The sequence below is a fragment of the Parapedobacter sp. SGR-10 genome (assembly GCF_011030405.1).
In the GTDB taxonomy this organism is placed as follows: domain Bacteria; phylum Bacteroidota; class Bacteroidia; order Sphingobacteriales; family Sphingobacteriaceae; genus Sphingobacterium.
Genome location: NZ_JAAJTJ010000001.1, coordinates 60,606 through 87,556 on the forward strand (window position 1 = coordinate 60,606; position 26,951 = coordinate 87,556).

29 protein-coding genes, 2 tRNA genes and 1 riboswitch are annotated in these 26,951 nt (G+C 42.5%); of the genes, 9 read left to right on the forward strand and 22 right to left on the reverse strand.

The genetic code is table 11. The features are described from left to right. Window positions 1–5 precede the first annotated feature (5 nt). The gene (locus G5B00_RS00260) at window positions 6–254 is read right to left on the reverse strand and encodes a hypothetical protein (protein WP_163871242.1); all 249 of its coding nucleotides are present in this window, start codon (window positions 252–254) and stop codon (window positions 6–8) included. 894 nt (window positions 255–1,148) lie between these two features. Here G5B00_RS00260 and G5B00_RS00265 point away from each other — a divergent pair. Then, complete coding sequence (locus tag G5B00_RS00265; RefSeq protein ID WP_163871243.1) at window positions 1,149–1,979, forward strand: helix-turn-helix domain-containing protein; 831 nt, start codon at window positions 1,149–1,151, stop codon at window positions 1,977–1,979. A 226-nt stretch (window positions 1,980–2,205) separates the two neighbouring features. Continuing rightward, a tRNA-Leu gene (locus G5B00_RS00270) sits at window positions 2,206–2,292 on the forward strand. Window positions 2,293–2,404: 112 nt separating this feature from the next. Here the strand turns inward: G5B00_RS00270 and greA are convergent. The 4 genes from greA to G5B00_RS00290 all read right to left on the reverse strand — a co-directional run bounded on the left by greA (window position 2,405) and on the right by G5B00_RS00290 (window position 7,323). Continuing rightward, complete coding sequence (gene greA, locus G5B00_RS00275; RefSeq protein ID WP_163871244.1) at window positions 2,405–2,878, reverse strand: transcription elongation factor GreA; 474 nt, start codon at window positions 2,876–2,878, stop codon at window positions 2,405–2,407. Window positions 2,879–3,025: 147 nt separating this feature from the next. Further along, entirely contained in the window at window positions 3,026–3,718 is a 693-nt protein-coding gene (locus G5B00_RS00280) for a response regulator transcription factor (RefSeq protein ID WP_163871245.1), read from the reverse strand. A 48-nt stretch (window positions 3,719–3,766) separates the two neighbouring features. After that, a complete protein-coding gene (locus tag G5B00_RS00285; protein WP_163871246.1) occupies window positions 3,767–5,431 on the reverse strand; it encodes a sensor histidine kinase in 1,665 nt (554 codons plus the stop codon). Beyond that, window positions 5,431–7,323: an alpha/beta hydrolase family protein gene (locus G5B00_RS00290; protein ID WP_240894336.1), complete on the reverse strand. Its 1,893-nt coding sequence runs from the start codon at window positions 7,321–7,323 to the stop codon at window positions 5,431–5,433. Before G5B00_RS00290 ends, G5B00_RS00285 begins: the two co-directional genes overlap by 1 nt. Window positions 7,324–7,557: 234 nt before the next feature. On the opposite strand from G5B00_RS00290, the gene G5B00_RS00295 reads away from it, so the two are divergent. Further along, complete coding sequence (locus G5B00_RS00295) at window positions 7,558–7,845, forward strand: DUF4286 family protein (protein ID WP_163871247.1); 288 nt, start codon at window positions 7,558–7,560, stop codon at window positions 7,843–7,845. Window positions 7,846–7,912: 67 nt separating this feature from the next. Here the strand turns inward: G5B00_RS00295 and G5B00_RS00300 are convergent, their stop codons facing one another. The 10 genes from G5B00_RS00300 to G5B00_RS00345 all read right to left on the reverse strand — a co-directional run bounded on the left by G5B00_RS00300 (window position 7,913) and on the right by G5B00_RS00345 (window position 15,919). Further along, the gene (locus G5B00_RS00300; RefSeq protein WP_163871248.1) at window positions 7,913–8,314 is read right to left on the reverse strand and encodes a DUF983 domain-containing protein; all 402 of its coding nucleotides are present in this window, start codon (window positions 8,312–8,314) and stop codon (window positions 7,913–7,915) included. Window positions 8,315–8,384: 70 nt separating this feature from the next. Next, window positions 8,385–8,645 carry a hypothetical protein gene (locus tag G5B00_RS00305; protein WP_163871249.1) on the reverse strand — a complete coding sequence of 87 codons (261 nt, stop codon included), beginning with the start codon at window positions 8,643–8,645 and terminating at the stop codon, window positions 8,385–8,387. 131 nt (window positions 8,646–8,776) lie between these two features. Then, window positions 8,777–9,466 carry an RluA family pseudouridine synthase gene (locus tag G5B00_RS00310; RefSeq protein WP_163871250.1) on the reverse strand — a complete coding sequence of 230 codons (690 nt, stop codon included), beginning with the start codon at window positions 9,464–9,466 and terminating at the stop codon, window positions 8,777–8,779. Between the two features lie 32 nt (window positions 9,467–9,498). After that, window positions 9,499–10,491: an MlaD family protein gene (locus G5B00_RS00315; protein WP_205966780.1), complete on the reverse strand. Its 993-nt coding sequence runs from the start codon at window positions 10,489–10,491 to the stop codon at window positions 9,499–9,501. A 196-nt stretch (window positions 10,492–10,687) separates the two neighbouring features. Continuing rightward, on the reverse strand, window positions 10,688–11,467 hold the full coding sequence (locus G5B00_RS00320; protein WP_205966231.1) for an ABC transporter ATP-binding protein: 780 nt from the start codon (window positions 11,465–11,467) through the stop codon (window positions 10,688–10,690). Beyond that, a complete protein-coding gene (locus tag G5B00_RS00325; protein WP_163871252.1) occupies window positions 11,464–12,240 on the reverse strand; it encodes an MlaE family ABC transporter permease in 777 nt (258 codons plus the stop codon). The genes G5B00_RS00320 and G5B00_RS00325 overlap by 4 nt, the downstream gene beginning before the upstream one ends. 379 nt (window positions 12,241–12,619) lie before the next feature. Further along, on the reverse strand, window positions 12,620–13,501 hold the full coding sequence (lipA, locus tag G5B00_RS00330; protein ID WP_163871253.1) for a lipoyl synthase: 882 nt from the start codon (window positions 13,499–13,501) through the stop codon (window positions 12,620–12,622). 208 nt (window positions 13,502–13,709) lie between these two features. Further along, complete coding sequence (locus G5B00_RS00335) at window positions 13,710–14,423, reverse strand: porin family protein (RefSeq protein ID WP_163871254.1); 714 nt, start codon at window positions 14,421–14,423, stop codon at window positions 13,710–13,712. A gap of 129 nt (window positions 14,424–14,552) precedes the next feature. Beyond that, on the reverse strand, window positions 14,553–15,197 hold the full coding sequence (locus tag G5B00_RS00340; protein ID WP_163871255.1) for a porin family protein: 645 nt from the start codon (window positions 15,195–15,197) through the stop codon (window positions 14,553–14,555). A gap of 74 nt (window positions 15,198–15,271) precedes the next feature. Further along, window positions 15,272–15,919: a porin family protein gene (locus G5B00_RS00345; RefSeq protein ID WP_163871256.1), complete on the reverse strand. Its 648-nt coding sequence runs from the start codon at window positions 15,917–15,919 to the stop codon at window positions 15,272–15,274. Between the two features lie 205 nt (window positions 15,920–16,124). On the opposite strand from G5B00_RS00345, the gene G5B00_RS00350 reads away from it, so the two are divergent. From G5B00_RS00350 to G5B00_RS00360, 3 genes are all read left to right on the forward strand, one after another. After that, window positions 16,125–16,195, forward strand: a tRNA-Cys gene (locus G5B00_RS00350). A 46-nt stretch (window positions 16,196–16,241) separates the two neighbouring features. Beyond that, on the forward strand, window positions 16,242–16,421 hold the full coding sequence (locus G5B00_RS18090; RefSeq protein ID WP_163871257.1) for a spore protein: 180 nt from the start codon (window positions 16,242–16,244) through the stop codon (window positions 16,419–16,421). 269 nt (window positions 16,422–16,690) lie between these two features. Continuing rightward, window positions 16,691–17,167, forward strand: a complete 477-nt coding sequence (locus G5B00_RS00360; protein WP_163871258.1) for a helix-turn-helix domain-containing protein — start codon at window positions 16,691–16,693, stop codon at window positions 17,165–17,167. Window positions 17,168–17,174: 7 nt separating this feature from the next. Here G5B00_RS00360 and G5B00_RS00365 read toward each other — a convergent pair whose 3' ends face one another. The 4 genes from G5B00_RS00365 to G5B00_RS00380 all read right to left on the reverse strand — a co-directional run bounded on the left by G5B00_RS00365 (window position 17,175) and on the right by G5B00_RS00380 (window position 19,908). Beyond that, complete coding sequence (locus tag G5B00_RS00365; RefSeq protein WP_163871259.1) at window positions 17,175–17,759, reverse strand: non-canonical purine NTP diphosphatase; 585 nt, start codon at window positions 17,757–17,759, stop codon at window positions 17,175–17,177. 24 nt (window positions 17,760–17,783) lie between these two features. Beyond that, window positions 17,784–18,149: a four helix bundle protein gene (locus G5B00_RS00370; protein ID WP_163871260.1), complete on the reverse strand. Its 366-nt coding sequence runs from the start codon at window positions 18,147–18,149 to the stop codon at window positions 17,784–17,786. Window positions 18,150–18,223: 74 nt separating this feature from the next. Further along, entirely contained in the window at window positions 18,224–18,775 is a 552-nt protein-coding gene (locus tag G5B00_RS00375) for a hypothetical protein (protein ID WP_163871261.1), read from the reverse strand. A gap of 152 nt (window positions 18,776–18,927) precedes the next feature. Then, complete coding sequence (locus tag G5B00_RS00380; RefSeq protein WP_163871262.1) at window positions 18,928–19,908, reverse strand: deoxyhypusine synthase family protein; 981 nt, start codon at window positions 19,906–19,908, stop codon at window positions 18,928–18,930. A 408-nt stretch (window positions 19,909–20,316) separates the two neighbouring features. Between G5B00_RS00380 and G5B00_RS00385 the strand changes: the two genes are divergently transcribed. The 3 genes from G5B00_RS00385 (at window position 20,317) to lpdA (ending at window position 23,728) form a co-directional block, all read left to right on the forward strand. Then, the gene (locus tag G5B00_RS00385; protein WP_163871263.1) at window positions 20,317–20,487 is read left to right on the forward strand and encodes a hypothetical protein; all 171 of its coding nucleotides are present in this window, start codon (window positions 20,317–20,319) and stop codon (window positions 20,485–20,487) included. Between the two features lie 50 nt (window positions 20,488–20,537). Beyond that, window positions 20,538–20,634, forward strand: a riboswitch (TPP riboswitch). A 102-nt stretch (window positions 20,635–20,736) separates the two neighbouring features. After that, entirely contained in the window at window positions 20,737–22,257 is a 1,521-nt protein-coding gene (locus G5B00_RS00390; RefSeq protein ID WP_163871264.1) for an NAD(P)H-hydrate dehydratase, read from the forward strand. An 82-nt stretch (window positions 22,258–22,339) separates the two neighbouring features. Next, the gene (lpdA, locus tag G5B00_RS00395) at window positions 22,340–23,728 is read left to right on the forward strand and encodes a dihydrolipoyl dehydrogenase (RefSeq protein WP_163871265.1); all 1,389 of its coding nucleotides are present in this window, start codon (window positions 22,340–22,342) and stop codon (window positions 23,726–23,728) included. A gap of 101 nt (window positions 23,729–23,829) precedes the next feature. On the opposite strand, the gene G5B00_RS00400 is transcribed toward lpdA, so the two are convergent. From G5B00_RS00400 to G5B00_RS00410, 3 genes are all read right to left on the reverse strand, one after another. Further along, window positions 23,830–24,702 carry a pirin family protein gene (locus G5B00_RS00400; RefSeq protein WP_163871266.1) on the reverse strand — a complete coding sequence of 291 codons (873 nt, stop codon included), beginning with the start codon at window positions 24,700–24,702 and terminating at the stop codon, window positions 23,830–23,832. 58 nt (window positions 24,703–24,760) lie between these two features. Next, the gene (locus G5B00_RS00405; protein ID WP_163871267.1) at window positions 24,761–26,029 is read right to left on the reverse strand and encodes a hypothetical protein; all 1,269 of its coding nucleotides are present in this window, start codon (window positions 26,027–26,029) and stop codon (window positions 24,761–24,763) included. Window positions 26,030–26,132: 103 nt separating this feature from the next. Beyond that, complete coding sequence (locus G5B00_RS00410; protein WP_163871268.1) at window positions 26,133–26,750, reverse strand: Crp/Fnr family transcriptional regulator; 618 nt, start codon at window positions 26,748–26,750, stop codon at window positions 26,133–26,135. Between the last annotated feature and the right edge of the window lie 201 nt (window positions 26,751–26,951).

A 26,951-nucleotide genomic window follows, 5' to 3' on the forward strand; every position in this document is an offset into this window, starting at 1 on the left:
TGATTCTAGATCTTTTGTATATCACTCTGCCGATAAGGCGGTAAGAAAACATTTGGTACAGGTGCAGATCTGTCTGCTTCGGTACCCCTCTTGTCTTCCACGGCCATACGGCGTAGCAGTAGAACAATGGGAAAGGCCAATATAGCCAGTAGTACCACGACGCCTGTCACGGTCAACCGAACTAAGCAAAAGTCCTTTCCGAAAAAGGGGTCTATATAACTAAGACCTTGCTTGAAAAAATGAGGGAACGACATAAAACATAGTTAATAGTGTAAATTAATTTGATTACTTGATTTGGCTATCGAGCACAGTTTATTCATGGATTTGCAACATGCTTGCACTATCGATAACGCTTCAAATGTAGATCATACTTGATCGTAAAAAAATATCTCAAATCTTGAAAAAAGGTGATGATAAAAAATTGAGACATAGGAATTTCCTAAAAAACTAACACACTATAAAACTGTATATCAACAAGTTATACTTAAACATATTTTTTGAGAAGGTCATTTGAGATCATGATGTAAGTTTTCAGAAATTGGATAGCATTTGCTTCGCATTCGCAAACAGAGGTAGCTATGCCGCTACAAAAAAAAGAAATTGAGACAGGACATGTCGTATGTGCACTCATAAAGCCAGATTTAACACAATAGTCGACTTGTAGCTAGAGCTCTACAAAATATTTTATATAGCAAAATTTTGCTATATCTTTTTTTATTTTTACCTCATTAAATATGAGAATTATTGACTAAGCACCCCCTTTTGCTAACGCATTGATTTAATAAGGACAAGCAAGAGGAATCACACGCCGACAGTGAGGTTATAAATTGATTATTAAAAATAAAAGAATTAAAACTAGCATCGTGGCACCGACATTTTATACCATATCCTATATTACCTTAAACGTACTCACAGCGGTCTTGTCCATTGTGGGGCTTACTCTTCAACGGCCGCGACGCACGCCGATTTTTAATCGGGTAAGCATTTATGTATTGTCGATACTTGGGATGTACAGTGTTATTTCATTGTTGTTCTGCGGTGTATTTCATACACTGGATTACTATGCTTTAGCTTTTCCGTTTTGTCTTCTTTTAGGACCTGCCTTCTATCTTCTAAGTCTGGCGCGGAGAGGGGAAAAAACGGATAAAATGATTTTTCTTCATCTTATACCTTTTATCTTAAGTCTTCCTTTTTACGTTGTGTTTATCACGAACGACAATTTTCGCTATCAGTACTATGCCTCGTACTACTGGATCATTTATCTTTTCGCATTTTTCTCGGTAGTGGGTTATTGTACCTGGTCTGTATTGCTGTGGAGTGAAAGGATTGGTACTCGATCCTATGCCTTATTACAACGTGAGGGACTGGCCATGATCTTATTTTTATTGGCATGCAGTACATTGCTCGTCACGTCTTCGAAAATATGGAGAGGAAGCTTTTATGTGGATATGCAGGAGATCGCCCATACATTTTTTTATCTAATCACACTGTTTTTAGCTTGGGAGCTATCTGTACGTGTATGGGTAAACAGGGGTGTCTTATCCTATCGCGGGGCGTATCATTCTGCCAAAATATATCCTTCTGTAGAATCTACGGAAGAAGACAAGCCTGATAATGACGGTTTCACATCCGAACAGAAACATGAGTATAAGCGTAGCGTAGAGTTATTTATTCAAAAGAAAGGTTTTGCCGATCCTAAGCTCAATAGGGATAAGTTTATCGAAAAAACCAAAATACCATCCAGGCATCTAGGATCTTTTCTGCACAATACGTACGGTAAGGGATTTTCAGCGTTCATCAATAAGCTTCGCGTGGACTATGCGGCCGAAGAATTGGGCAAGAGTGATTTCGAAGGTACCATTGATGATCTGGGACTGGCCTGTGGCTTTCGTTCAAGAGCTTCCTTTTATCGCAATTTTACAGCCGAATTCGGCTGTTCACCGTTGGAATACAGAACGAACAATCTGGTGATGGGGTGATGAGATTTTGATTGACGATTTTTGATTGGGGATTGACGAGGGGCGGGTGCGGGATGTTGAAATTCCAAGGCTGGCGTACGAACCACGAAACAAGGTAGAGATGCAATGCATTGCGTCTCTACAAGTAAAGGGGTAGCGATAAAAAAACACAAACAGATTTCTTGCTTTTCCAATTAAAATCCTATTTTTGCGAGACGTTAGCAAAACATATTTGTGCGTAGGTGCTGCCCGGATGGCGAAATTGGTAAACGTTGCGGTCTCAGAAGCCGTTGGGAATTGTCCCTTGAGAGTTCGAGTCTCTCTCCGGGCACCAGTAAAGAGAAAGGCCCGACAGATTTTAAAATCTGTCGGGCCTTTCTCTTTATCGAATTCATAGTGTGTTATTGAGCGGTTATGGCGTCCGCTCATAACCTTCAAGAACCGCGTTAGCGTGAGATCTCTAAAATCTCGAATTCCAATTCACCTGCAGGTACATTGACTTTAGCAATGTCTCCCACAGATTTGCCCAACAACCCTTGCGCAATAGGAGATTTGACCGAAATCTTTCCTGCTTTGAGGTCTGCCTCGGTCTCCGATACCAGCTGATATTTCATTTCGGCACCGTTCTTTACATTTTTTATGCGTACGATGGATAGCGCCAATACTTTGGAGCTATCCAATTTTGATTCATCGATAAGACGGGCACTCGCCAAGACTTCTTCCAGCTTTGCGATCTTGGCTTCGTGCAAGCCTTGTGCTTCCTTTGCCGCATCGTACTCTGCATTTTCCGAAAGGTCCCCCTTATCTCTTGCTTCAGCAATTGCATTGGCAATTTTAGCCCGGCCTTCCGTTTTCAAGTACTGCAATTCTTCCTTCAGTTTTGCTAGACCTTCTTCTGTGTAATACGTTACTTCTGCCATAATTATTAATACTTAACTTAACCTTTTTTAACACTAAATTTTAAACAAAAAAGAAACAAGACCACATACCCCCGTATGCGAGGGATGCGGTCTTGTTCGTTACTTACGAAGATAAGTTAATTATCTGATATATCCAAATTATAGTCGTTATTCCTCATCCACAAACTTATACCCCAATCCCCGAACAGTCTGTAGATACATTGGTTTATCCGGGTTTTGCTCTATCTTCTTGCGCAACCGCACCACGTGCATGTCGAGTGTACGGGTATTTACATTGGAGCTATATCCCCAGACGACTTCCATCAATTCTTCCCGGGTAATCTCACGACCCATATTCTGCAGAAAATGCAGCAGGATCCGATTCTCTAATATGGTCAACTCGATCTTTTTGCCATCACGTACCAAGGAATGGATATTGGGATGATGTTCTGTATCGCCGAAAGTGTACACATCTTTTCCGTTCTTCGGAACAAAAAAGCGCACCTTATTTTCGATCATAGCGACCAAGAGGTCCATATTGAACGGCTTCGTAATATAGTCCGTCACCCCATAGCTGTACGCATCGATCTTGTCTACATCCTGGGATTTGGCGGTCATCATGATAATGATATTTTCAAATCCTCCCTTGCGCAATGCTTGACACACCTCTATCCCCTCTTTGCCAGGCAGCATCCAATCCAACAGCACAATATCCGGCGTTTTTTCAAATATCATCTGCTCAGCTTCATCGCCGTTGCCGCTTTGTATCACATTATAGCCTTCGGTCTGCAACCTATGACTGATCAAAAATCTTAGGTTTTCATCGTCTTCTACGACTGCGATTGTTATTTCTTTGTCCATAATGTTTTTTTTATCATATAGAGACGCAATGCTTGCGTCTCTACGATTTTATTTATCCAATGGAAATATCAATGTAAATACCGTACCCTTGCCTATCTGGCTCTCTACCTTGATCTCCCCTCGCATGAATTCCGTAATCTCCTTACAGAATGCTAGTCCCAGCCCTATACTGCCTTGTTGATTGAACTGGTTCTTGACACGATAAAACTTCTTAAAGATACTATTAAATTCTTTTTTATCTATACCGATCCCTTGATCTTTGAACTCAATAACAAAATTTTTTTTGTTTTGTTCAACTTTAATATCCAAGACTTTCCTGTCTGGTGGTGAATATTTATACGCATTGTCGATCAAGTTCTGAAAAACGCTGTTCAACAGCACAGGGTCAGCGAACATCTCTTGTGTGGCATTGGTAGAAAACTCTACCTTGAAATCCGGGTATTTAAGCTTGGTTGCATCGATGAGACGCTGACAGAACTCATTTATAGCGATATACTCTCCATTGAATTTCAACGACTTATTTTCAATCTGTGCAAAGGAAAGTAACTTGTTCATCAAGTTGTTCAGCTTGTCCGCCTCCTGATCCAATATACGGCCATACATCTCCCGTTCTCCATCCGAAATATTGTCCGCACTTCGGATATTATTTCCCGCAATCTTGATCACGCTTACCGGAGTCTTGAACTCATGCGTCAGATTATTAATAAAATCGTACTGCAATTGATACAACCGACTGTTGATCATTGCATTACGGTAAATCATATAGACAAAGGCCAGCAATATCAAGTAGATAAAGACCAATCCGCTGATCACAGGAAAAAAACGTTTGTTGATGTTATTGGAGATAAAATGGTTGGATGAATCGAATTGTAATTTAAATTCGGACAAGGCCCCCGGTAGAGGTAGCTCTGTCGTCAGATAGGGTGCATGATCACTCACGGTCTGATCCACCACAGGCCGGATACTGATATTCTCATAAAGATCCGGATATTTGTTCGTGATCCGCAATTTGCGGGGGTCGATATCAAAGACAAACAAATCATGGTTATAAGTCATGATCGGCAAATGGTCACGATTCATAAGATCCTGATAGAGGATAAGGTCCGAAGTACGAGGGATATTCAGATAGGACACCTTACCCGGCTGTACGCCATAAAAGACTTTATAATAATCCAGATCGGCCAGATGCAACGAATCGGGAGACCGATCGAGATAACTAAGCAGCTTCAGCATCATATTGTTGAAATCTTCTGATATCTTTCCCCTTTTGTCTGCAGACTGCATATCCCGAGTCAACTTGTACTCCTTATTGAGTGCATAACGAATCTTCGATTTCACCAAAACATTTAGGTTCTTGGCCTTCAAACCCTCACCTATCGAATCCTTATTGGTCAACAGGATATCATAAAAGGTAATATCGCTGACAAAAGGATATTTCCTTAGGAAGACGTTGGAAATATCCGTAGCCTGTACCGAATCGATATAACCTTGATAATAGGATATCTCAGGGATCTTTTCGGTAAAGAATTCATTGAACTGTTGTATAGACTCGTCAAAAATTTCGACCTTCTTGTTATTGAATTCAGTCTCGACAAAATTGATCGTCATGATACGGGCAAAATAAACAGCGACGGCAAAAAGTATGGTCACCAATAGCGAAAACGCTATCAGCAATCCCCAATTTTTCCGATATCGCAGATTGTATTGCCGCATTATTTAAGGTGAACAGCCAGGAACTGTTCGATTTCTTGGTAGTAAATGATGATATTTTCCTCTCGGCGGAACCGTTTGCCCTCATCCTTGTTATAGATATACCGCACTGGGATATTGTTGTTTTTGACCCGTTGTACAAATTGATTGACATCCGTCGTACTGTTGAACCTATCCTTGCCTCCCTGGAAAATCAACAAAGGCGTCCTCACCTTTTCGGCATGAAACAATGGAGATATAGCTTTGAACAGTTCGGATTCTTTCTGAGGATCACCTATAATGCGATGGTACAGGGAGATATACGATTGGTAATAAGGTGGCAACTCCCTAAAATAAGTAAAGAGATTGGTGTACCCCGAAGAAGAAATGGCACATTTATACAATGTAGGACTGAAACAGGTGGCATATAGTGCCGAGTACCCCCCAAAACCGGTCCCCATGATGGCAATGCGTTTTGGATCCGCTATACCTTCATTGATCAGCCAAGTCACCCCATCGTTGATATCACTCTGTATCTTTCCTCCCCATTGTTTGAATCCGGCTGTATAAAACTCCTTGCCGAAGCCTGTGGAACCGCGATAGTTTATTTGAAAGACCAAATAACCACGATTTGCCAAAAACTGCACCTCTGAATTGAAACCCCATACATCCCTACGGTTAGGCCCATCGTGCACCAATACGACAACGGGGTATTCTCCTTGCTTCTTTTGGGGATAGGTCATAAAACCATGAATGGTCTTCCCATCCCGGGCATTGAACGTCACACGTTCCATCTTAGAGAGCGTCTTGCCAGCCAAAGAAGGATTCTGTGCGGACAATTCGACAATCGTATCCTTTAGCTTGTGATAATAGTAAATACTGCCCGGATTGATATCGCTGTAGGCTTTGAAGACAACCGCTTGAAAAAGGCTGTCTACATCGACTATATCAATGGTGTACCCCTCAAAATCACCGGTGATTCTATTGTATATCTTTGCCAGTTCGGGATCGTGGACCACTGTTTTCTTCTTTTCGTCAAACACAGAACTATACAGAGCCATTTTGGTGCCAAAAGAATATCCTTCCCTATTGACATCATAATTTGGATCTGCATGCAATACCTCCAGTTCCTCCCCCTGCTGCAGATCAAGTTTTACCAAGGCCAATTTGTCCCTATTAAGATTAGATAGCGCATATACCTGGTCTTTGCGATCTTTCACAGGCCCCAGAAATATTATCCGTGACGAGGGATCTGTCTGGAAAGCCATACGGTAGTCCTGGTCTTCTTCATCACGATACCACAACGTTTCCTGAACACTATCGGTAGACATGGCTAAACGGATTTTTCCATCATAAGAGGCATACCAAGACATAAATCCCTGCTCATTCTGCTCGACAAGAATTGGCCCAGATCCATCCATCGGAATTCTATATAAGTCAAATACAGATGAATCCCGCATATTCATCATGGCCAATAAATGCCCGTTGGTAGATTTTGCCGGAGATACCCATCGCAATTTGGCCATCAGCGGTTTCATCAGCGGAGCCTCTTTCTCCGTGTGGACATCGATCGTAAAGAGGCGAACACTGTCATCGGGCGACTGGCTATTGGAATAGACTAAGGTATCATTATTAGCCCAAAAGAAATACTGCACATTCATGTGATCCTGATAGGTCAACTGCTTGGACAAGCGCGCATCTTCGAGATGAAGAACAAAAATATTGCGACAATGTTCGTCCATGCCGATATAGGCAAGTTGTTTGCCATCCGGCGAAAGCTTAAAACTGGACTTATCCGGTTTTTCAAAAAAATCTTCAATGGGTATCTGTGAAGAACCGTTCTTTTTGCCCGTACACGACCATGCCATTCCCAGGATAAAACATAGCAGCAAACATGTATATCTATTCAACCTCATCTTGTTAGCCTCTTGAATTCAAAGATTAGAATTTTTTAACATTTAATTGTCTTTGCAACCTTATTTTTACACCGGAGAGAAAAATGATATAAAGTTAGTGTTCTCTTGTCATCCCGACAGCTTGTCCCGAAAGCATTCGGGAATAGGAGGGATCTAGTTACATCCTTAACTTAATGACATTGTTCGTGCGCCAGCGCGGGGAGAGTTAAATAAATTATTTCATATCTTAGCGCCATGTATCTGTATAACATTTCTGTCATTGTAGAAGAAAAGTCACACGCATCCCTGTTGGATTGGGTGAAAAAAGAATGGCTACCGAAAGTGCAACTGGATGTGAAGCTGCTCAGGATGCTGCATAGCCCACACGAAGGGCACACGTACTGCATACAGCTTGTCATGGACACCGAGCAGGATATCCAGGCTTTTCATGTGGACTATCTTCAAATTTTACAACAACACATTTCTACCCAACATGCTGACAAAGCTTTTCTTTTTGACAGTATAATGGAATATTTGGAATAGAATGCACGACAAATATCCAAATCAAGCACAAGTGTCTGCCTGATTACCGTCAGGCAGGCTTTCTAGACTATACTACCTTTCCCTCTTTTCCTGCAGCCAAATTAGGGTTAAACGACACCTTGGGCGACAGATAATGCAACAGTATCAGTCTGGAGTATCGGTAGTTGAAAGGTGCAAAAACCAGTATAGTAAAAAATAAAACCCCTGTGTACACCCATGGCGAATCACTTTTGGTCAACCATGCCGTAATCAATGCCGAGACGAGCACCTGTCCTACAGAAAAAGCATAGCTCACATACATAGCGGCATAGAAATAACCGGGTTCGATCTCGAATTTGAATCCACAATGGGGACAGTTTTCATACATTTTCTGTCTTTTCAATCCATATACACGCCCTTCGAACATATTGCCCGTACGACATTTGGGACATTTGGAATGTAAAACTGCCTGGAATTTTGAAAGAGCCATAATAATAAAGTGGTAAAAGTTATGAGGGTTATGATTGTTATGGGGCCATGGCTTCCTTCACTTTCATAACCTATAAAACAGATGATTTCGTTTCTTTATGACGGAATTTGACATACCAAAGCACACCTATTCCTGCCCCAATAAGAAAAGGCATGGACAACAAAAACAAGATACCGCTATTCAGTCCTTTGCCTTGGGTATTTTCTCCTTTGGTACTGTTCTCCGCATTCAACGAACACATCGCACATTGTGCTTTGGAAGCATTCGGCAACACCATGTAGGACAACAACAGCATGACAAAAGTGGATATGATAAAACGGATTGTTTTCATCTTACAAAGATACGATTTTAAAAACTCATTTCTATGTCAAAAGAGATAGACTCATGCTAGCGCACGAATCATTTCGTGTGCTTGACTAGTAAGGCACACGAACGGATTCGTGCGCCAGCTACAACGACGTGCTATAGCAACACATTGAACTTCTCCCAAAATCCATCAACAGGCAGCGGAGCTTCGATTTTCATTTTTTCATTTTTGATGGGATGTTCAAATTCCAATGCACGGGAATGCAGACAGATCGTACGCCGCATCGATCCTCTGGGATAACCGTATTTGTTATCACCCACAATGGGGCATCCCATATAGCTCAATTGGCTCCTTATCTGATGGGTACGCCCTGTCAACGGTTTAATCTTTAAAAGGTAATAACCATTTAGCTGGCCTATGACTTCGTAATCCAATTCGGCAAAACTTCCATTCTTCACTTCCCTATCATATGCCTTGGTGATCATTTTCTTTCGGTCACGCAACAACCAATTCTGCAATTTACCCGAAGATTGAGGTGGTCTGTCCTTGACGACGGCCAAATATGTTTTTTGAACCTTCCGATCGTGGAATAGCCGGTTCATACGATCCAGCCCTTTGCTCGTCTTGGCTAAGAGGAGCATGCCGCTTACCGGTCTATCCAGCCGATGAATAACACCTACAAATGCACTGTTGGGCTTATTGTATTTATGGGCCAGATACGCGGCAACCATTTCCTCGACAGAACGGTCTCCCGACGGATCCACCTGTACGATGTCTCCCGCCCGTTTGTTGATGGCAATCAAATGATTGTCCTCAAATAAAACGTCATTGTCAGAAATATCCATTCCTATAATGTACAATCTTTGCGAACAACTGTTTATTGCAGGGAAAGAGAATCCTTTGCCCTTTTAGCTTCTTCTTTCGCCCTCTTTTTAAAGAAGCCTCTCAATAGAAAATTGCTCTGCAGCGCTTCCATATTTTCATCCAGCTTATGCGTACTGGTGTTGAGATTTTTCAATATCTGCTTGATTTCGGCAGCTGCGGCCGGGTCGTTGGTCAATACGCCTACAGCGTTGTTCTTTTCATTGAGACGTTCGGTCACCTGATTAAGATTGGCCATCATGGCGTTGGCTTCTTTCGTAATATCATTTAGCTGATTGGCCGATTGACGAAAACTTGCAAAGACAGCTGTGTCTGTGGTCAGATCATGGATCAACCCCTGATCACTGTTGAGCCGGTTTGACAAAGCGACCATATTGTTCATTGTTTTTTGGACATCAACCATGATTTGGGTCAATGAGGCTGTGGTTTGCCGCAAGTTACTAGCGATAGCGTCATCTGTCAACAAGGCTCCTACCGTACCTTTTCCTTCCACCATCTGTGCCGATAGTGTGGCAAAATTTTTGGTGATTTCCTTGAGGTTATCCCCATTTTCCTGAAACAGTGACATCATCTGCTCCATCCCCCCTCCTGGTCCCGACCTGACCTCATCTCCGTCTTCTATAGATGGGAAGCTCTCCGTACCGCCTACCAAGCTGATAATTGCATTTCCGATCAATCCGTCCGAACCTAAGGTGGCTACTACATCCTTACGGATGAATGAACTGGACTTTTCTTCAATACTCATCACTACACGCACATTTTCTACATCTTCAAAGCCTATCTCTTTGATGATACCCACCTTGACACCCGAAAACCAGACATTATTGCCCACCTTAAGCCCCTTCACATCCTTGAAATGCGTGCTTACCAAGACATTCTTGCTGAATTTATTTTGTTGCGTCCCCAACACCAATATTCCTGCCACCAATATAACCAGTCCTACCAGCACAAAAAGACCGACAATAATAGAACGTTTATTTTCTTTCATGTTCATCGTAACCTAATTTTCTTCTTTTAGTAAATGACATTTTTTAACCACATAGGATTTATAGCTAACATAATCCATTGAAAGGGAAGCATAACTACACATAGCACCCGACTGGTCGGGTGACTATGGTGTTTCTTATGTCTCCTTAGACTATGTATTACTATATAGCTATGTGGTTTCATTTTTTGCCATATTGTTAGTTTTCTTCTGTAAAATTGTAATCGTAAAATGGTTTGACGCGCGCATCGTCCGTATCAAATATGTCTTCAAATGTACCCTGTCGCTCAAACTTGCCATCCAACAGCATCACAATACGATCGCCGACCATCTTGGCACAGGCCAAATCGTGGGTGATGATGATGGAGGAGGTATTGTACCTTTCCTGCACTTCGTTGATCAGCCCATTGATATCCAGACAGGTAATAGGATCCAGCCCAGCTGTAGGCTCGTCGTACAACATGATATCCGGACGCAGAATGAGTGTGCGTGCGATACCTATACGCTTGCGCTGTCCTCCCGACAGTTCGGATGGCATCTGGTTGATCGTCTGTAGCAAGCCGACGCCATCCAGTACATCCTCGACCTCTTTGTTTATCTCCATCCGTGTGAGGTTACGTTTGTTTCGTACCAAGGGAAATTCAAGGTTCTCCCGAACGGTCATACTGTCATACAAGGCACTGTTTTGAAAAGAAAAACCTATACGCTGACGCAATGCCCGCAATTCCCTATCGTTCAACTGGTTGACAACCTGCCCCAACACATCGATCTCCCCAGCATCAGGCTTCAAAAGACCGGTAATCAATTTGATAAGGACAGACTTACCTGTCCCTGACCTACCCAAAACCACGAGGTTTTCCCGATCATACAGCTTAAGGTCTACACCACGCAGGACATGCAGATCACCGAATGATTTGCTGACACCACGAACGTCAATCACCACCTCATCGTAGTTGATATCTACCTTACTCTTTATCATACTCCGGTAATTAAAGGTGTAACAAAGCCCAGTAAAAGGACGATCAGAAGTTCTTCGATAAATATGATAAACATGGATGCGACTACGGCACTATTGGCTGCCTTACCCACGCCTTCGGTACCCTTCGAAGAATAATAACCCGAATAGCAGCTTACAAAACCTAGTGTAAAACCAAACACCACAGCTCGCAATACCATCGCAAACACATCTATCATACCGATTTTATCAAAAACCTGTGTATAAAAACTCAATAAGCTCAATTGGTCATTTGCAATAATGCTCAAATACCCCCCGAACAAACCTATAGCGGCTATATAAAAGCAAAGAATAGGTATCATAATAGTCGTAGCTATAATACGGCTAACGATCAAAAATTTGAAAGGATTAGTACCCGAAACTTCCATCGCATCGATCTGTTCGGTCACATTCATAGAGCTCAATTCAGCACCGATCTGCGAACCTACTTTCCCGGAGGCGATCAAAGCTGTGACCAATGGTGCCAAAGCACGGACAATAGCGATCGATATCAATGCCGGCAGCCAAGACGTTGCGCCGAAATCTTCCAACGAGGGCCTAGACTGCTTGGTAAATACAAAGCCAACGATAAAACCTGTCAGACTGATCAGGGGAAATGATTTCCACCCTACTTCGTAACACTGGCGTATGATTTCTTTAAACTCATATGGAGGGCTCACCAATTCACGGAAGAACCGCATAAGGAAGCTATGCAACCTAGCAAATTCCAACAGTAAGTTTGTTATTTTCTTTCCCATTAAGGCTTCGTTCAAATATCGTTATCCGTACCCCTTATCCTAAAATCTTGGCAAAGGTACAAATTTTTTGTCTAGTAGGCAGGGATATCATACGCTGCAGAGCAACCGCATCAAAAAGAAGCCCCAGAGGGGCGAACCTTATGGTAACCGCAAGCAACCCCACATCCAAGCTCCATAGAGCCTGTTCCGATTAAGCGACCATACCATAAGGTCATCCCTACGAGATTTGATATAGAGATGACGGCTTTTTACCGAAAGGGCATGCCCACGGCATTTCTCATGGCTGTAGTATGACCTATATCATATGACCGCTTCCATTGTACCCCCCCCTTACCTTATTAAGGTTTTGCGTTTTGACGACAAGGTACAGCTTTTGCGCCTACTGCATATCAAACAAGTGCTTCTCCGCATGGTAGGAAGAACGCACCAATGGCCCGGACTCGACATACTTGAAGCCCATTTGTAAACCTATTTCTTTATACTTCTCAAACTGAGCGGGAGAGATCCAATCGATCACAGGATGATGGGCTTTTGTAGGTTGTAGATACTGTCCTAAAGTGATAATATGTACACCCACATCATACAGATCCTGCATCGCTTCGACAACATCTTCTTCGGTTTCGCCTAGACCGAGCATAATTCCCGATTTTGTACGCAATCCGGCTTCCGAAATACGACGTAAACATTCCAGCGACCGATCGTATTTAGCCTGTATACGTACCTCACGGGTCAGTCTCCTCACGGTTTCAAGATTGTGCGACACGACCTCGGGGCGTACGGCCAACACCCTGTCCAGATTATCCCATTGCCCTTTGAAATCAGGGATCAGCGTTTCCAAAGTGGTTTCGGGACTCTCCCGACGTATAGCCAATATAGTTTCTGCCCAGATCGTAGAACCTCCGTCTTTGAGATCATCCCGGTCTACGGAAGTGATCACACAGTGTTTGACTTGCATCAGCTTGACCGACTGCGCCACACGATTAGGCTCGTCCATATCTACGGGCAGAGGTCTACCCGTCGCTACTGCACAAAATGAACATGATCGCGTACAGATATTGCCCAGGATCATAAAAGTCGCCGTACCTGCACCCCAACATTCTCCCATATTGGGACAGTTGCCGCTCTCACAGATAGTATGGAGCTTGTGCTCATCCACAAGGTTGCGCACATGACGGTACTCTTTGCCAACGGGCAGTTTCACGCGCAACCAATCCGGCTTACGCTGTGTCTGATGAGCAGGTATTACGGGAAGTTCAATCATAATGCAAAGGTAAGGATATTTCGGATATGATGTAGCCTTAATGTGTTGGTTGAATATCATTTTGTAACAGAACCTGCCAGGTTTTTGAAAACCTGGCAGGTCTAGAATTCTTCGGCAGTAGAGACGTAAGATCTTACGTCTCTACGATCTGACAAAAAAAGCCCCTTGCAATAAACAAGGGGCTTCAAAAATTATTTTTTTAATTCAATTAGAATTGGAAACCAATACCAAATGACAATACACGGTTTGACACCTTGTAACCGTCAACTTTTTCAGGATTTAAATCAGTCAACCCCAACCCATATCCGGCATTGATCAAGAAACCATTGGCCAATTTAAAGCCAGCCAAGAAATTGATACCTGCCTCAAAAGCTTTCATATCCTTGTCATCACCGCTTCCAAATTTAAGTTTTTCGTCTCCTTTACCCGTTTCATCATCAGTAACGGCCTCTCCATTAATAGTCAATTTATTATCCCACTTATCTTTTCCACTGATAGCAAATCCTGCATAAGGGCCTGCTCCTAAGAATACAGATCCCGAAGGTCCAACAGGGATAGAATAAACCGCATTCACCGGAATTTCGACAGACATCACATTTCTTGTGCTTTTTGTAGAGTATGCGTAAGTATCACCCATAATTTCCTCCGAGCCCGTAAGTGAAACTTTTTGTCCTTTGCCTTGCAAGGATATTCCCGGTTGGATAGAAAAATTCGGAGCTACAGGTATATCAGCATAACCCGTGATGTAGAAAGACGGGTTAAGTTTGACACCATCTTCTTCTTCATCATCCTCATCTCCAGCTGGAGCCTTGTAAGCATACTTGCCCAAGTTCAAACCTCCTTTAACCCCATAACTAACTTGTGCCTGAGCACCTGCGGCCAACAAAAATGCTGCACCTAATGATAGTAAAATTTTTTTCATAACATCTATTTTTTTAAAATTTCAATAAAAATTGACTAAATGTCTGTAAAACAATCCATATATACAAATTATTTTACGAAAATCAACAAAAATACCGCAAAAGCGGTATATAATTTTAAAGCTCCACACCTAGAATTGGAAACCAATTCCAAAAGACAGTACACGATTGGAAAATTTAAGGCCGGTATCGTCACTTGGTGAAAGATTGGTCAATCCCAAATTATACCCCGCATTGACCAAAAAGCCATTGGCCAATTTGAAACCAACCAGAAAATTGATGCCTGCATCAAAGGGTTTCATGCTCTTGTCGGCACCTGAGAATTTAATTTTTTCATCAAGGGAATCTGAATCTTCATCTGTTTGTAACGTCCATTTGTACCGTCCACTGATAGCGTAACCTGCATACGGACCTCCTCCCAAAAATACCGATCCCACATCAGCCACAGGAATATAATACACCACATTCACGGGAATCTCAACAGATATCACATTTCTGGTCTCTTTTTCAGAATACCCTTCTTCTACATAGGAAAATTTGTCTCCTTTACCCTGCAAGGAAATCCCGGGCTGAACGGAAACATTGGTAGCTACAAACAGATCTGCATATCCCGTAAGGTAAAACGAGGGGTTCATCTTGATATGATCCTCCACATTTTCTTGCACATTGGAATACTTGCCCAGATTGACTCCGGCCTTAATGCCATAACCTACTTGTGCCTGTACACCTACAGCTGACAAAAATGCGACACCTAATGCCAGTAAGAGTTTTTTCATGCAGTCCATAGGGGATAAAATTCCATAAAACGATTTACATTCGCAAATCGTTTTATGGAACTCGGCCTTTTTATTTAGAATTCGAAACCTAAGCCCACTGAAAATCCTCTGTTTTTGATATCATCCGAAAAACTCTTGGCACCTGCAATATTAGTCAATCCTAAGCCATAATTTGCATTCAGAAGCAGGCCATTTCCCAGTTTGAATCCGGCTAGGAAATTGACACCAAAGTCTGTTCCTTTCAGCTCCTCATCCTTACCAAAAGAAAACTCATTCAATGTATTGGACGATCCATCGCCGCTGCCATCTCTACTGTTGACTTTGTTTTTACCACTCAAACCAAAACCAACGTAAGGACCTGCACCGATAAACACATTGCCTAGTCCTACAGGAAATTTACCCACAAAATTGACCGGTACTTCCAACCACATTGTATTTTGGGATACGTCGTATGTAGTACCGCCAAATTTGACTTCTGCAAACTTAGCTCCTTTTCCTTGCAAGGATACGCCGGGTTGGAGATAAAGGCCCGGGGCTATTGGCGCATCCAGATACCCTGTCACATGAAACCCCACCGTAGACTTGGTATCCGACAGTTCATCCGAGCTACCATAGCTGTACGACGGAAAATTAACACCTGCCTTCAAACCGAAGCCTGTCTGCGCTTGCGCTCCCGCCACTAGCAGGAAAGCTGCGCCCAATGTAAGTACAATTTTTTTCATACTATTATTCACTTGTTTTGTATCACAATGCAAGTATCAGACCAAAAAATATTAAAAAGGCTTAAATATATGTTTAGATGACTTTTGCGAAGACTTCGGAAGTTTACCTTTAATCTTTTCATATTTTTAACTTCCGAAGTCTACAATAATATTTTTTGTATTTATAAAAATTAAGCATTACTTTTGCATTCCCTCTAGGGGAAAGGGTCGGATGGCCGAGTGGCTAGGCAGAGGTCTGCAAAACCTCCCACAGCGGTTCGAATCCGCTTCCGACCTCGTTTTTTGGACAAAGGGGCATATTAAAAAAATATTAAATAATACCATGGGAGTTACACGTTTAAAAAGAAAAGATAGAAGAAACAAGACTACTGCACGTCTTGAAGTTCAGTTTTTGAAATTGGGACGCAACGTAGAGTTGGGCTCACGGTCAAAATTATCGAAAGATAGTCAGATTGTGAAAAATAATGCAATCTTGGACAAATTGACAACAGAAACAAAATAAGTCTGTTTTTCTAAAAAAGGAATAAAAGGATTTGCGAGAGCAAGTCCTTTTTTTGTTTCAATTATAACAACTTGCGTCGGCCCCCAGGTTCTTGGCAGTTCCTGTGGGATCGGGAGCCGAGCAAGCTGTATTTTTTATACATGTTCGTGTCGTACCGAACGAGCTTTTTTCATCTCCTCTTACAAAGATAATCAACAACTTGAAATACACAAATTATTGGGAAAATATTTTTGTAGCTTATTTGCGCAAATAATTTCTCAATTTGTTATGTGCACGACATCAACAAACATATACTCTCCGGCATTGGAGCCTTCCTCCGCCAAAGAAGAGAAGAACTGTCTTACTCACAAAGAGATGTCGCCAATATGACAGGACTTACAGTCAATAGTATTTCTGCAATTGAAAAAGGTAAAAATTTTTCCATGAACAGTTTCTTGTTGATATGTCGTGCCCTGCAAGTCCAACCCAAACAGGTCTTCAAAGAAAATATAGACCTTACTCCCTTGTACAACCTCCCTCCCGAATCGAGAAAAAGGATAGAAACAACAAAGAAGTTAAATTATCTGGTCAATAACACGGATTTTTTTCAAAGTCCCAAACGTGTTTCCGAAGTGTTGGAGGAGCTCGATTCGGACAAGCGTGAGAGCAACAAATTTTCAGTTTATCTGACAGGCTACTGTAAGGAAGGAGCTTTAGAATATATCAGAGAAGGCAATATCAAGAAGTATAAGAAAAAAGGGAAGTAAAACTCTACTACCCCTTCGACACTTCCTTTAAAAATGCAGCCAATTGTTGTACGGCAACAGCTCGATGGCTGATCTTATTTTTCTCTTCGGCAGACATCTCGGCAAAAGTCTTATCGTATCCATCGGGGATAAATATAGGATCATATCCAAACCCTTGTTCGCCTCGCCTCTCCATGATAATACGTCCTTCTATCGCACCCTCAAAAAAATATTGTTCCCCATTCAATAACAAAGAAATCACGGTCTTAAAACGTGCTGTACGATCTTCCTTTCTCGCTAATCTTTCCAAGACAAGATCAATATTCTTCTCCATGTCCCGCGAACCGGAATACCTTGCTGAATACACACCGGGCTCTCCGTTCAAGGCATCAACTTCCAGACCGGAATCATCGCCAAAACAATCGACATTGTATTTTGAGAATAAGTAATCCGTCTTTTGCCGGGCATTGTCCCGAAAAGTATGACCGGTCTCCGGGATATCATCATGACAACCGATGTCGTCCAGCGATTTTATCCTAAACCTGTCTCCTACAATGGCTTGTACTTCCTCCAGCTTATGGGCGTTATTCGTTGCAAAAACTAAATCAAGCATAATTTAATTATGAATGGTTAATGGTTAATGACTTTTTGCGATGTTAGCTTTAGCTGTTTTTATGATCGCTGTAATCAATTTAATTATTTCAACTGCATTGCTGTTCATACTTTCAAATTGATCACTTGTCAAGTAACCTGTTTCTTTTAACAGTTCTAACCAATAAATAGTTTCATTGATCTCTTTTTGGGCAATGCTCATTTTATGTTTAAAATCTACTTTTGACTCTGCATGTTCTGCTTCACGAACCATTGCTCCTACGCTCGTACCCGAACGAAGCAATTGTTTACTTAAAACAAACTCTTTTTTCTGCTCACACAAATACTGGTACAGTTTCACAACCCGAACTGCAAATCCAAAACTGAGATTTTTAATGACATTATCCCGCATAGTGATAATTGTTAATGGTTAGTTGTTAATTGTAAATATCTCGCATCTCATCATTAATCATTAACCATCAAGCATTAACCATTATTAATAAAAGCCTTAAACTCTGTCCAGAATAGCTTTTTCTTGTTGACATCAGCAAACATCTCTTCAAAAGAAAAAGTATTAAACACAGTAGCCACTTTGCCCCGCATATACGAATTGTGTGCGATATGGGGCAATTTCAGCGAAGCTGGCTCTACCCCCAATAAGGTGATTTTTTTCGGTTGAAAAAAATCCATGATACGTTTGAAGTCATTGGGGTTCAGGGGATTGGCCAGATTGACCACGGCCACATTCTGCAATGTCAATTGCAATGCTCCTATGGTCTTGACAAAAGCATCTTCGGCCTGCGGCGAAAAATAAGGATAATCCGGATAACGAAGGATAAATAAAACCCCTGTACCCTTGTCTCCCTGATATACAAACTCCTCTTGCGGCACAGGGGCTTGAACAGAGGGATCCTGTACCGTTCCAAGACTGTTATCCTTTACTTCATCATTATTCTGCACAGAAAAACCTGTCGTGAAAATCGTTTCCGACATTAAGGCCTGTAAAGCTACCAGGTGATTTGTAGACAGATTATCCATTTTTCTTTGATTGATAAAGGATTAAAGAGCAAGGACTATTGGATCAAGGAGCAAGGATTGTTGGATTAAAGATGTCATATAGCCTTTTGTCCTTGTTCTTTGCTCCTTTCGTCCTTAATCTAAAAGTCCAACAATCCTTGTTCCAAAAAGTATTACTGTCCCAAAATCCAAGCAAACACCAAAGGTGCAACGATGGTCGCATCAGACTCGATCACAAACTTAGGTGTATCGATATCCAATTTCCCCCAGGTGATCTTCTCATTGGGTACCGCTCCCGAATACGAACCATAAGAGGTTGTTGAATCGGAGATCTGACAGAAATACGCCCAGAAAGGCACGTCTTCCCATTCCAGATCCTGGTACATCATCGGCACGACACAGATCGGAAAATCCCCCGATATACCTCCTGCAATCTGGAAAAACCCTACTCCCTTCCCTCCTGAGTTCTCACGATACCACTCCGTCAGATAGATCATATACTCGATACCGGATTTTACGGTAGAAGCCTTCAACTTGCCTTTGATCACATTGGAAGCAAAGATATTTCCGGTAGTCGAATCTTCCCATCCCGGACATACGATAGGTAGGTTCTTCTCTGCCGCAGCCACGATCCACGAATCTTTCGGATCGATTTCATAGTACTGTTCCAATACTCCCGAATTGACCACTTGATATAAAAATTCGTGTGGTAAATAACGCTCTCCTTTTGCTTCAGCAGCATGCCATACATCTTCCAAATGCTTTTGAAGACGCCGAAAAGCCTCTTCTTCCGGAATACAGGTATCTGTCACACGATTATAATGTTGATCCAATAACTCACGTTCTTGTTCAGGGGTCAAGTCACGGTAATTGGGCACACGCTTGTAATGCGAATGTGCGACCAGATTCATGACATCTTCCTCTAGGTTGGCTCCTGTACAGGATATGATATGCACCTTATCTTGGCGGATCATTTCAGCCAGGGAAATGCCCAACTCGGCTGTGGACATTGCTCCCCCTAAAGAGATGAGCATCTTGCCCCCCTCCAAGAGATGTGTTTCATAGCCCTTTGCTGCATCTACCAACGCAGCAGCATTAAAATGAAGGTAATTCTTCTCCAAAAACTGAGATATAGGTCCTTTTTGTGTACTCATATTGTTCATCTTTTAACAAGTGTCACAAAGGTACTGAATATATCCGAATTCCTAAGTAGGCATAAGGACCACTACGTTTATACTTGCGCCAGAAAAGGGTTTCCTGCGGAGAGTATTTCGTTGTTTGGGTGCTATCACAAATTGGGTGTAGGCATACCTGCTTTATGAAAATATCCATATACTAAGCCCTAAATGTAAAAAACATATTACACAAGAATATTTTTATACTAAGTCCTGCAATACCACGTTATAAAGGTAATTCATAATTTAGGTTAATAATTGGTTAGTTAAGAAATCCCGAAGTTCCCCGCTTCGGGTTTTTTTTACAAAACAATTTTCCATCTCATTAGTTAGCATTAAACAACACACTAACTACAGGTGGAAAACAGACGAAAAAGAAATAAAAGATTGTTAACAGCAGGTATATCCATTATTGTCGGACTTACACTGATGCGATTGGCCTGGATCGTCATCGACCAACGATGGGCAACGGCTATCATTGTAAGTGGTTCTATCCTGTTTTTAGGAGGAGTCGTATTCTTCGCTCTCACTTTTTTCAACAGAAAAACCCGATATTAAAAAAATATTATTTTTTTCTGAACCTTTTTCAATCTGGCGCGTCCTTATTATACAAGTGCAAGGGGTGCTTAATTTTTAGGCTGAGAAAAAACCCTTATTACCTGAACTGGATAATGCCAGCGTAGGAAAATGCATTTTATATAATATTACACTATATTATAGAACTCTGCTTCCATATGGAAGCAGAGTTTTTTTATCCTGCTTTTTTGTACCTTTACCGTAAAGGTTTTTAAATCAGAAACTAGACGCATGAAAATCCTGTCAGCAGCCCAAATGAAACAGGCTGATGCTCAAACCATCACAGGCCAGCACATCACCTCTTTGGATTTGATGGAAAGGGCCTCAAATGCTATTTTCGAACAGCTGACAGCAGATTTCAAAGACTTCAAGGGTAGCTTCACTATACTTTGCGGCGCAGGAAACAACGGCGGGGATGGTCTTGCTTTGGCCCGCATGCTATACAATGTCAATTTCTCTGTACGGGTATTTCTTTTAAGACACGATAAGTATTCTGTCGACAACCACAGCAACCAGCTCCGCCTGTCCGAACTCGGTATTCCGATCGAACAGTTTGATCTTTCCACAGTATTCTATTTTCCCGAGAACACGACTATTGTGGACTGCCTTTTTGGTTATGGGCTGACAAGACCGTTGGATACCGATTGGGCGTATATCATCCAACAGATCAATGAACAGCCTTCCCCTGTCATTTCTATCGACCTCCCTTCCGGACTATTGGCCGATCAACACACAGACGCACGACATCCGATCGTCAAGGCTCATCTGACGTATACCTTCCATTGTCCCAAACTGGCTTTGCTATTGCCGGAGAATGCCCCCTACTCGGGTCAATTTAAAATATTGGACATTGGACTGGAAGAGACATTCATCCACGAATTGCCGACGGCATACATCTACAGTGAGAAAAAAGAGATTGTTCAATTTGTACCTCCAGCCCAAAAATATGCACATAAGGGCACATATGGCCATGCCTTGATCGCAGGGGGAAGCTATGGAAAAATCGGTGCTACCGTCCTAAGCAGCAAGGCATCCCTCAGGACTGGCTGTGGGCTGGTCACCACATATATTCCTCGATGTGGCTACAGTATATTGCAGAGTACCTTTCCCGAAGCCATGGTAATGACAGATCCCGATCATGATGCCCTGTCCACCTTCCCCAAAGACCTCTCTCCTTTTGATGCCATTGGTGTAGGTATAGGTATGGGAACATCCGAACAAAGCCAACATGCATTGAAAGCCCTTCTACAAGCCTTCACAAAAATGGAGAAAGTACCTGCTCTGGTATTGGATGCCGACGCACTCAACATCCTTTCGCTACATCCGGAATGGCTCTCCTCTATACCATCAAAAAGCATCTTGACCCCACATCCCAAAGAGCTGCAACGGCTGATCGGCCCTTGGGAAAACGATTTTGACAAACTCCAAAAAGCAAAGGCTTTTTCTACACAATATGATTTGATCACCTTGATCAAGGGAGCCCATACCGCTGTTATTTGCCCGAATGGTCAAATCCATTTTAATGCCACCGGAAATTGGGGGATGGCGACCGCAGGGAGTGGGGATGTGCTCACAGGTGTCCTCACCTCCCTACTGGCACAAGGGCTACAGCCGGAGCATGCTGCCATCACTGGCGTTTTCCTCCACGGCCTCGCCGGAGATATTGCCACACAACACCTCCATCCCAAAAGCCTGATCGCTTCGGATCTGATTGCTCATCTGTCTGATGCCTGGGGAGCGATAGCGGGGTGAATAATAGAGAAATGAATTCGGTCAACCAAAAAAAAAATGTATTTTTGGCTATTCATTGTTTAAAATTAAATACAGAAAATATATGAACTACGACATCATCGTGATTGGAAGTGGCCCAGGCGGTTACGTTGCGGCTATTCGTGCAGCTCAATTAGGTTTTAAGACGGCCGTTGTAGAGCGGGAAGCCCTAGGCGGTATCTGCTTAAACTGGGGATGTATCCCGACAAAAGCTTTATTGAAAAGTGCGCAAGTATTCGAATATTTGAATCATGCTGAAGAATATGGCATCAAAGTACAAGGTGGAGAAGCCGATTTTGGTGCTATCGTCAAAAGAAGTCGTGGTGTAGCAGAAGGCATGAGCAAAGGCATACAGTTCTTGATGAAAAAGAACAAGATCGATGTCATCATGGGCACTGCAAAAATCAAAAAAGGAGGAAAGGTAGAAGTCAAAGGAGCCGATGGCAGTAGCAAAGAATATACGGCCAAGCACACTATCCTCGCGACAGGTGCACGCTCCAGAGAGTTACCCAACCTGCCACAGGACGGTAAGAAAATCATCGGATATCGCCAGGCAATGAACCTGCCTGCTCAACCCAAATCGATGGTAGTCGTTGGATCGGGAGCCATAGGTGTAGAATTCGCCTATTTTTACAATGCCATAGGCACGAAAGTCACCATCGTCGAATTTATGGACAGGATAGTACCCGTAGAGGACGAAGAAGTATCCAAACAACTGGAAAAATCCCTTAAAAAAATCGGCATCGATATCCTGACCAAATCGGAAGTACAATCGGTCGATACAAAAGGAGCCCTTTCCAAAGTCAATATCAAAACGGCAAAAGGTACCGAAGTAATCGAGGCTGAGGTCGTGCTATCGGCGGTAGGTATCACCCCGAATATTGAAAATCTAGGCTTAGAGGAAGTCGGCGTGAAGACTGACAAAGGACGTATATTGGTCGATGATTTCTACAAAACAAATATCGATGGTGTATACGCAATAGGAGATATCGTCAAGGGGCAAGCCCTGGCACACGTAGCCTCGGCAGAAGGCATCACCTGTGTAGAAAAAATCAAAGGATTGCACGTGGAACCAATTAACTACAACAATATTCCCGGCTGTACATACTGTTCACCAGAGATCGCTTCTGTAGGGTATACCGAAAAAGCAGCTCGTGAAGCCGGTTATGAAGTCAAAGTTGGAAAATTCCCGTTCTCCGCATCCGGAAAAGCTTCGGCAGCTGGCGCCAAAGATGGTTTTGTGAAGGTTATCTTTGATGCCAAATACGGTGAGTTTTTGGGTGCACACATGATCGGTGCCAACGTGACAGAGATGATCGCCGAAGTCGTCGTCGCCCGCAAACTGGAAACTACTGGTCACGAAATCATCAAATCCGTACACCCTCACCCCACCATGAGCGAAGCTGTCATGGAAGCGGCCGCAGACGCTTACGGAGAAGTGATCCATCTATAAGAATAAAAAACTGTATCATAACAACAATAATGGCGGATTTGAAATCCGCCATTATTGTTATGGATATATACAAACCAACAACCCAGAACCATTAACTAATATCAATACCCCGGCAACGGAACATAGCCCCTGTCTCCCGGCACTGAAGGAAATTCTCTGTCAATCCATTTCTGTTTTGCTTCTGCAATAGTATCTTTGCTTGTAGCAACAAAATTCCAATAAATAAACCTTTCTTCCGGGAAAGGCTCTCCTCCAAAAATATAAACCGTTGTTCCGACGTTCATCGTAAATGAACATAAGTGAGCATCTCTGGTAATCAGGATTTGCTTTGGTCCATATGTATAGCCGTTGCTTTCTATCTCTCCCTCCAATATATACAAGCCGCTTTCTCCGTATAATTCCCCACGGATATCGATAAAAGCTTCTTGGGAAGATTTGATTTCGATCATGTACAACCTGCTGTACACAGGCACAGGCGATTTACGTCCAAAGGCCTCCCCTGCGATCAACTTGTACGACACGCCGTCCTCTTCCCACGAAGGGATATCATCCGCTTCGGTATGGTGAAATTCGGGATCCATAAATTCCAACTCCTTGGGCAAAGCGACCCAAATCTGCAATCCATGCAGAAATTTATCTTTTTGGCGTAGATATTCGGGCGTACGTTCTGAGTGTACGACTCCCCGGCCCGCTGTCATCCAATTGACGGCACCCGGCTTGATCTCCATGGCAGACCCTATGCTATCCCGATGAAAAATAGATCCTTCAAACAGATAAGTTAATGTGGAAAGACCAATATGGGGATGCGGACCTACGTCCAGATTCTCGTGATCCGCTAGACAAGCCGGCCCCATATGATCGATAAACACAAAAGGACCGATATGCCTTTTCTGTCGAAAAGGCAATAAGCGACCAACCAAAAAATTCCCGATATTGGCAGCGGTTTCTTCACGGATAAAATCGATGTTTGACATAGCGATGGCGTATATTGAACTTGTCCTCTAAAGTTACGAAAAAATAAGATAAGTTTTGTCATTCTCTTGTAGAGACATTGCATGCAGCGTCTCCACTATTTCGTGCCACAGCAACGCACAAAAAAACAAGCGCTACAAGCATCACTCCCGCCGCTACAGCCAGCGCTATAGGAATATGAGGCACGTAGACTCCTACCATACCGCCTACACCTTGTATCATGAGTAGAAGCTCATTCAAGATCACCCCGACGACAAATGCTGTAACCGAAAACCCGGCCAAACGTATTCTGGAAAAGATTCCTGTTTGAAAAGCAAAAGCTAGCAAAAACAACGTAATCACACCCAACAAAACAAGATGAAGATACCCGACGACAATGGGTCGAAAACTATACGCCAACACGCTCAACGAAGGGATGACAGAAAAAGTCTGTAACAGAAATTTAATACTTGCCGCAAGAGCTACTGCACACAGTAAACCCTTGACCAAGGAAGAAGATAACAAAGACCTTATTCTCGGCAATTGCCGAGAGATCGCCCAAATCCACATTGCCCAAGCCAACAATTGGAGAATGACCACTACCACCAGCAGCACATATAGCCACATCGGCAAATTATACCACAGGATAGACAACATATATGCCGGAATACACGCCCAGGAAAATACACGGCACACCAACTTTCCGATAGGCAAAACAATGCCCTGCCGCGCCAGCCAATGATTGGCCAGCCCCATACACATAAAGAAAAACCAGCCATTGTACTGAAAGTGGAGGAAAAAATACACTGCCGCCAATTGTTGCCGTGTATCCACACTTCCGGTTTTTTGCAGATAGGCCAGATAGAATGTGCCTACCGACGAAAGCACCAAAAACAGTAATGCTGATCGAAACCAACGTTGCACCGTAAGGTTCAGTTCTGATACACGTATATCACGCCACGCCATATAAGCAAATACATAAGAGAGCAATATGCACAACGTTGAAAAACAAATCGAATATGTGCCATACCCTTGATAAGCAAATGTCGCCAACATGCCATAGGCAACAAGAAGGTTTCCAAAAAGCAAAAACTGGTACTTTCCGGGCAATCTCTCTTTCCTACTTTTATCATGGACGACCATGACCAACAATAACATAAGTGCATGGGAAATCCATCCCGAAAAAGCAAAATGCGAATGGGCATGCATGATATGCTTCTGGTCGACAAATGCCAAAGGCAGCAGTACTTTGAGCCGCATCAATACTCCAAAACTGGCCACTACCAATAGGTTGACAACACCTAAGACCATCCATCGCTTTACCGTAAAGTAGTTTATAATACTATTCATTAAAGTTTGATATGTTGTCCCAAATAGTACATCTTTTTTTCTTAACCAGGTAGGAGTACGAGGGTGTCTAAGTAATTATGCGGTTTTTCAAACACGATCCAAATCAATCCGTATGTATCCCATCGGCAGGAACAAAGACCTTTCCTTTTATAATACTCAGTTTATCTTCTTTTTCCATTTGTTTAATGGTACGGATAATGGTTTCCACACGTAGCCCTGTCATGTTGGCCAACTGCTGACGTGTCATCATCAATCGGTTACAATCCTGACATATCAACTTACCCTGCTGGTTGAAATACTGAATCAAGCTTTTTATGATCTCTTCTGGATTATTATTGGACAGCAGATTGGTCAGCATAAATTTGAAGCGAAGGTCCTTGACCAAAGATTCGGTAAACTTGAAATGTATTTCGGGGTACTGTCTCAGCAACGTATGAAATGTAGGAATAGACAAACGCAACATCGTGCAAGGCGAGTCTGCGATAGCACTGGCTTCATACACACCACCATCAAAGAGCGGAAATTCGCCAAAGCTCTCTCCTGGATAGACGACCTTGTGCAATACCTCCCTACCGTCGTCCGTCAGACTACACCAGCGCACCCGACCGGAGGTCAGCTGATAGTAAAACGAAGCGGCAGAACCCTCATTAAAAATAACATCTCCAGAATCTACCTTACGATAGGTAGCTCCTTTTTCTAAAAGTAAATTTATGGGAATCATAACATTCTTCCTGTTAAGGTATTATACATAATAGATAAAGACAAAATTATCCTTTTTTACATCCTATTACTACTGACTATCATCACTATTCTATATGACAAGTATCATTAAACACCTAATAAACTGAAAAACAGACACATAAAGAGAACAAATTAAAGAGATAATTGTTTTTATGATTAAACGCATAAACAAGTGTAGCAC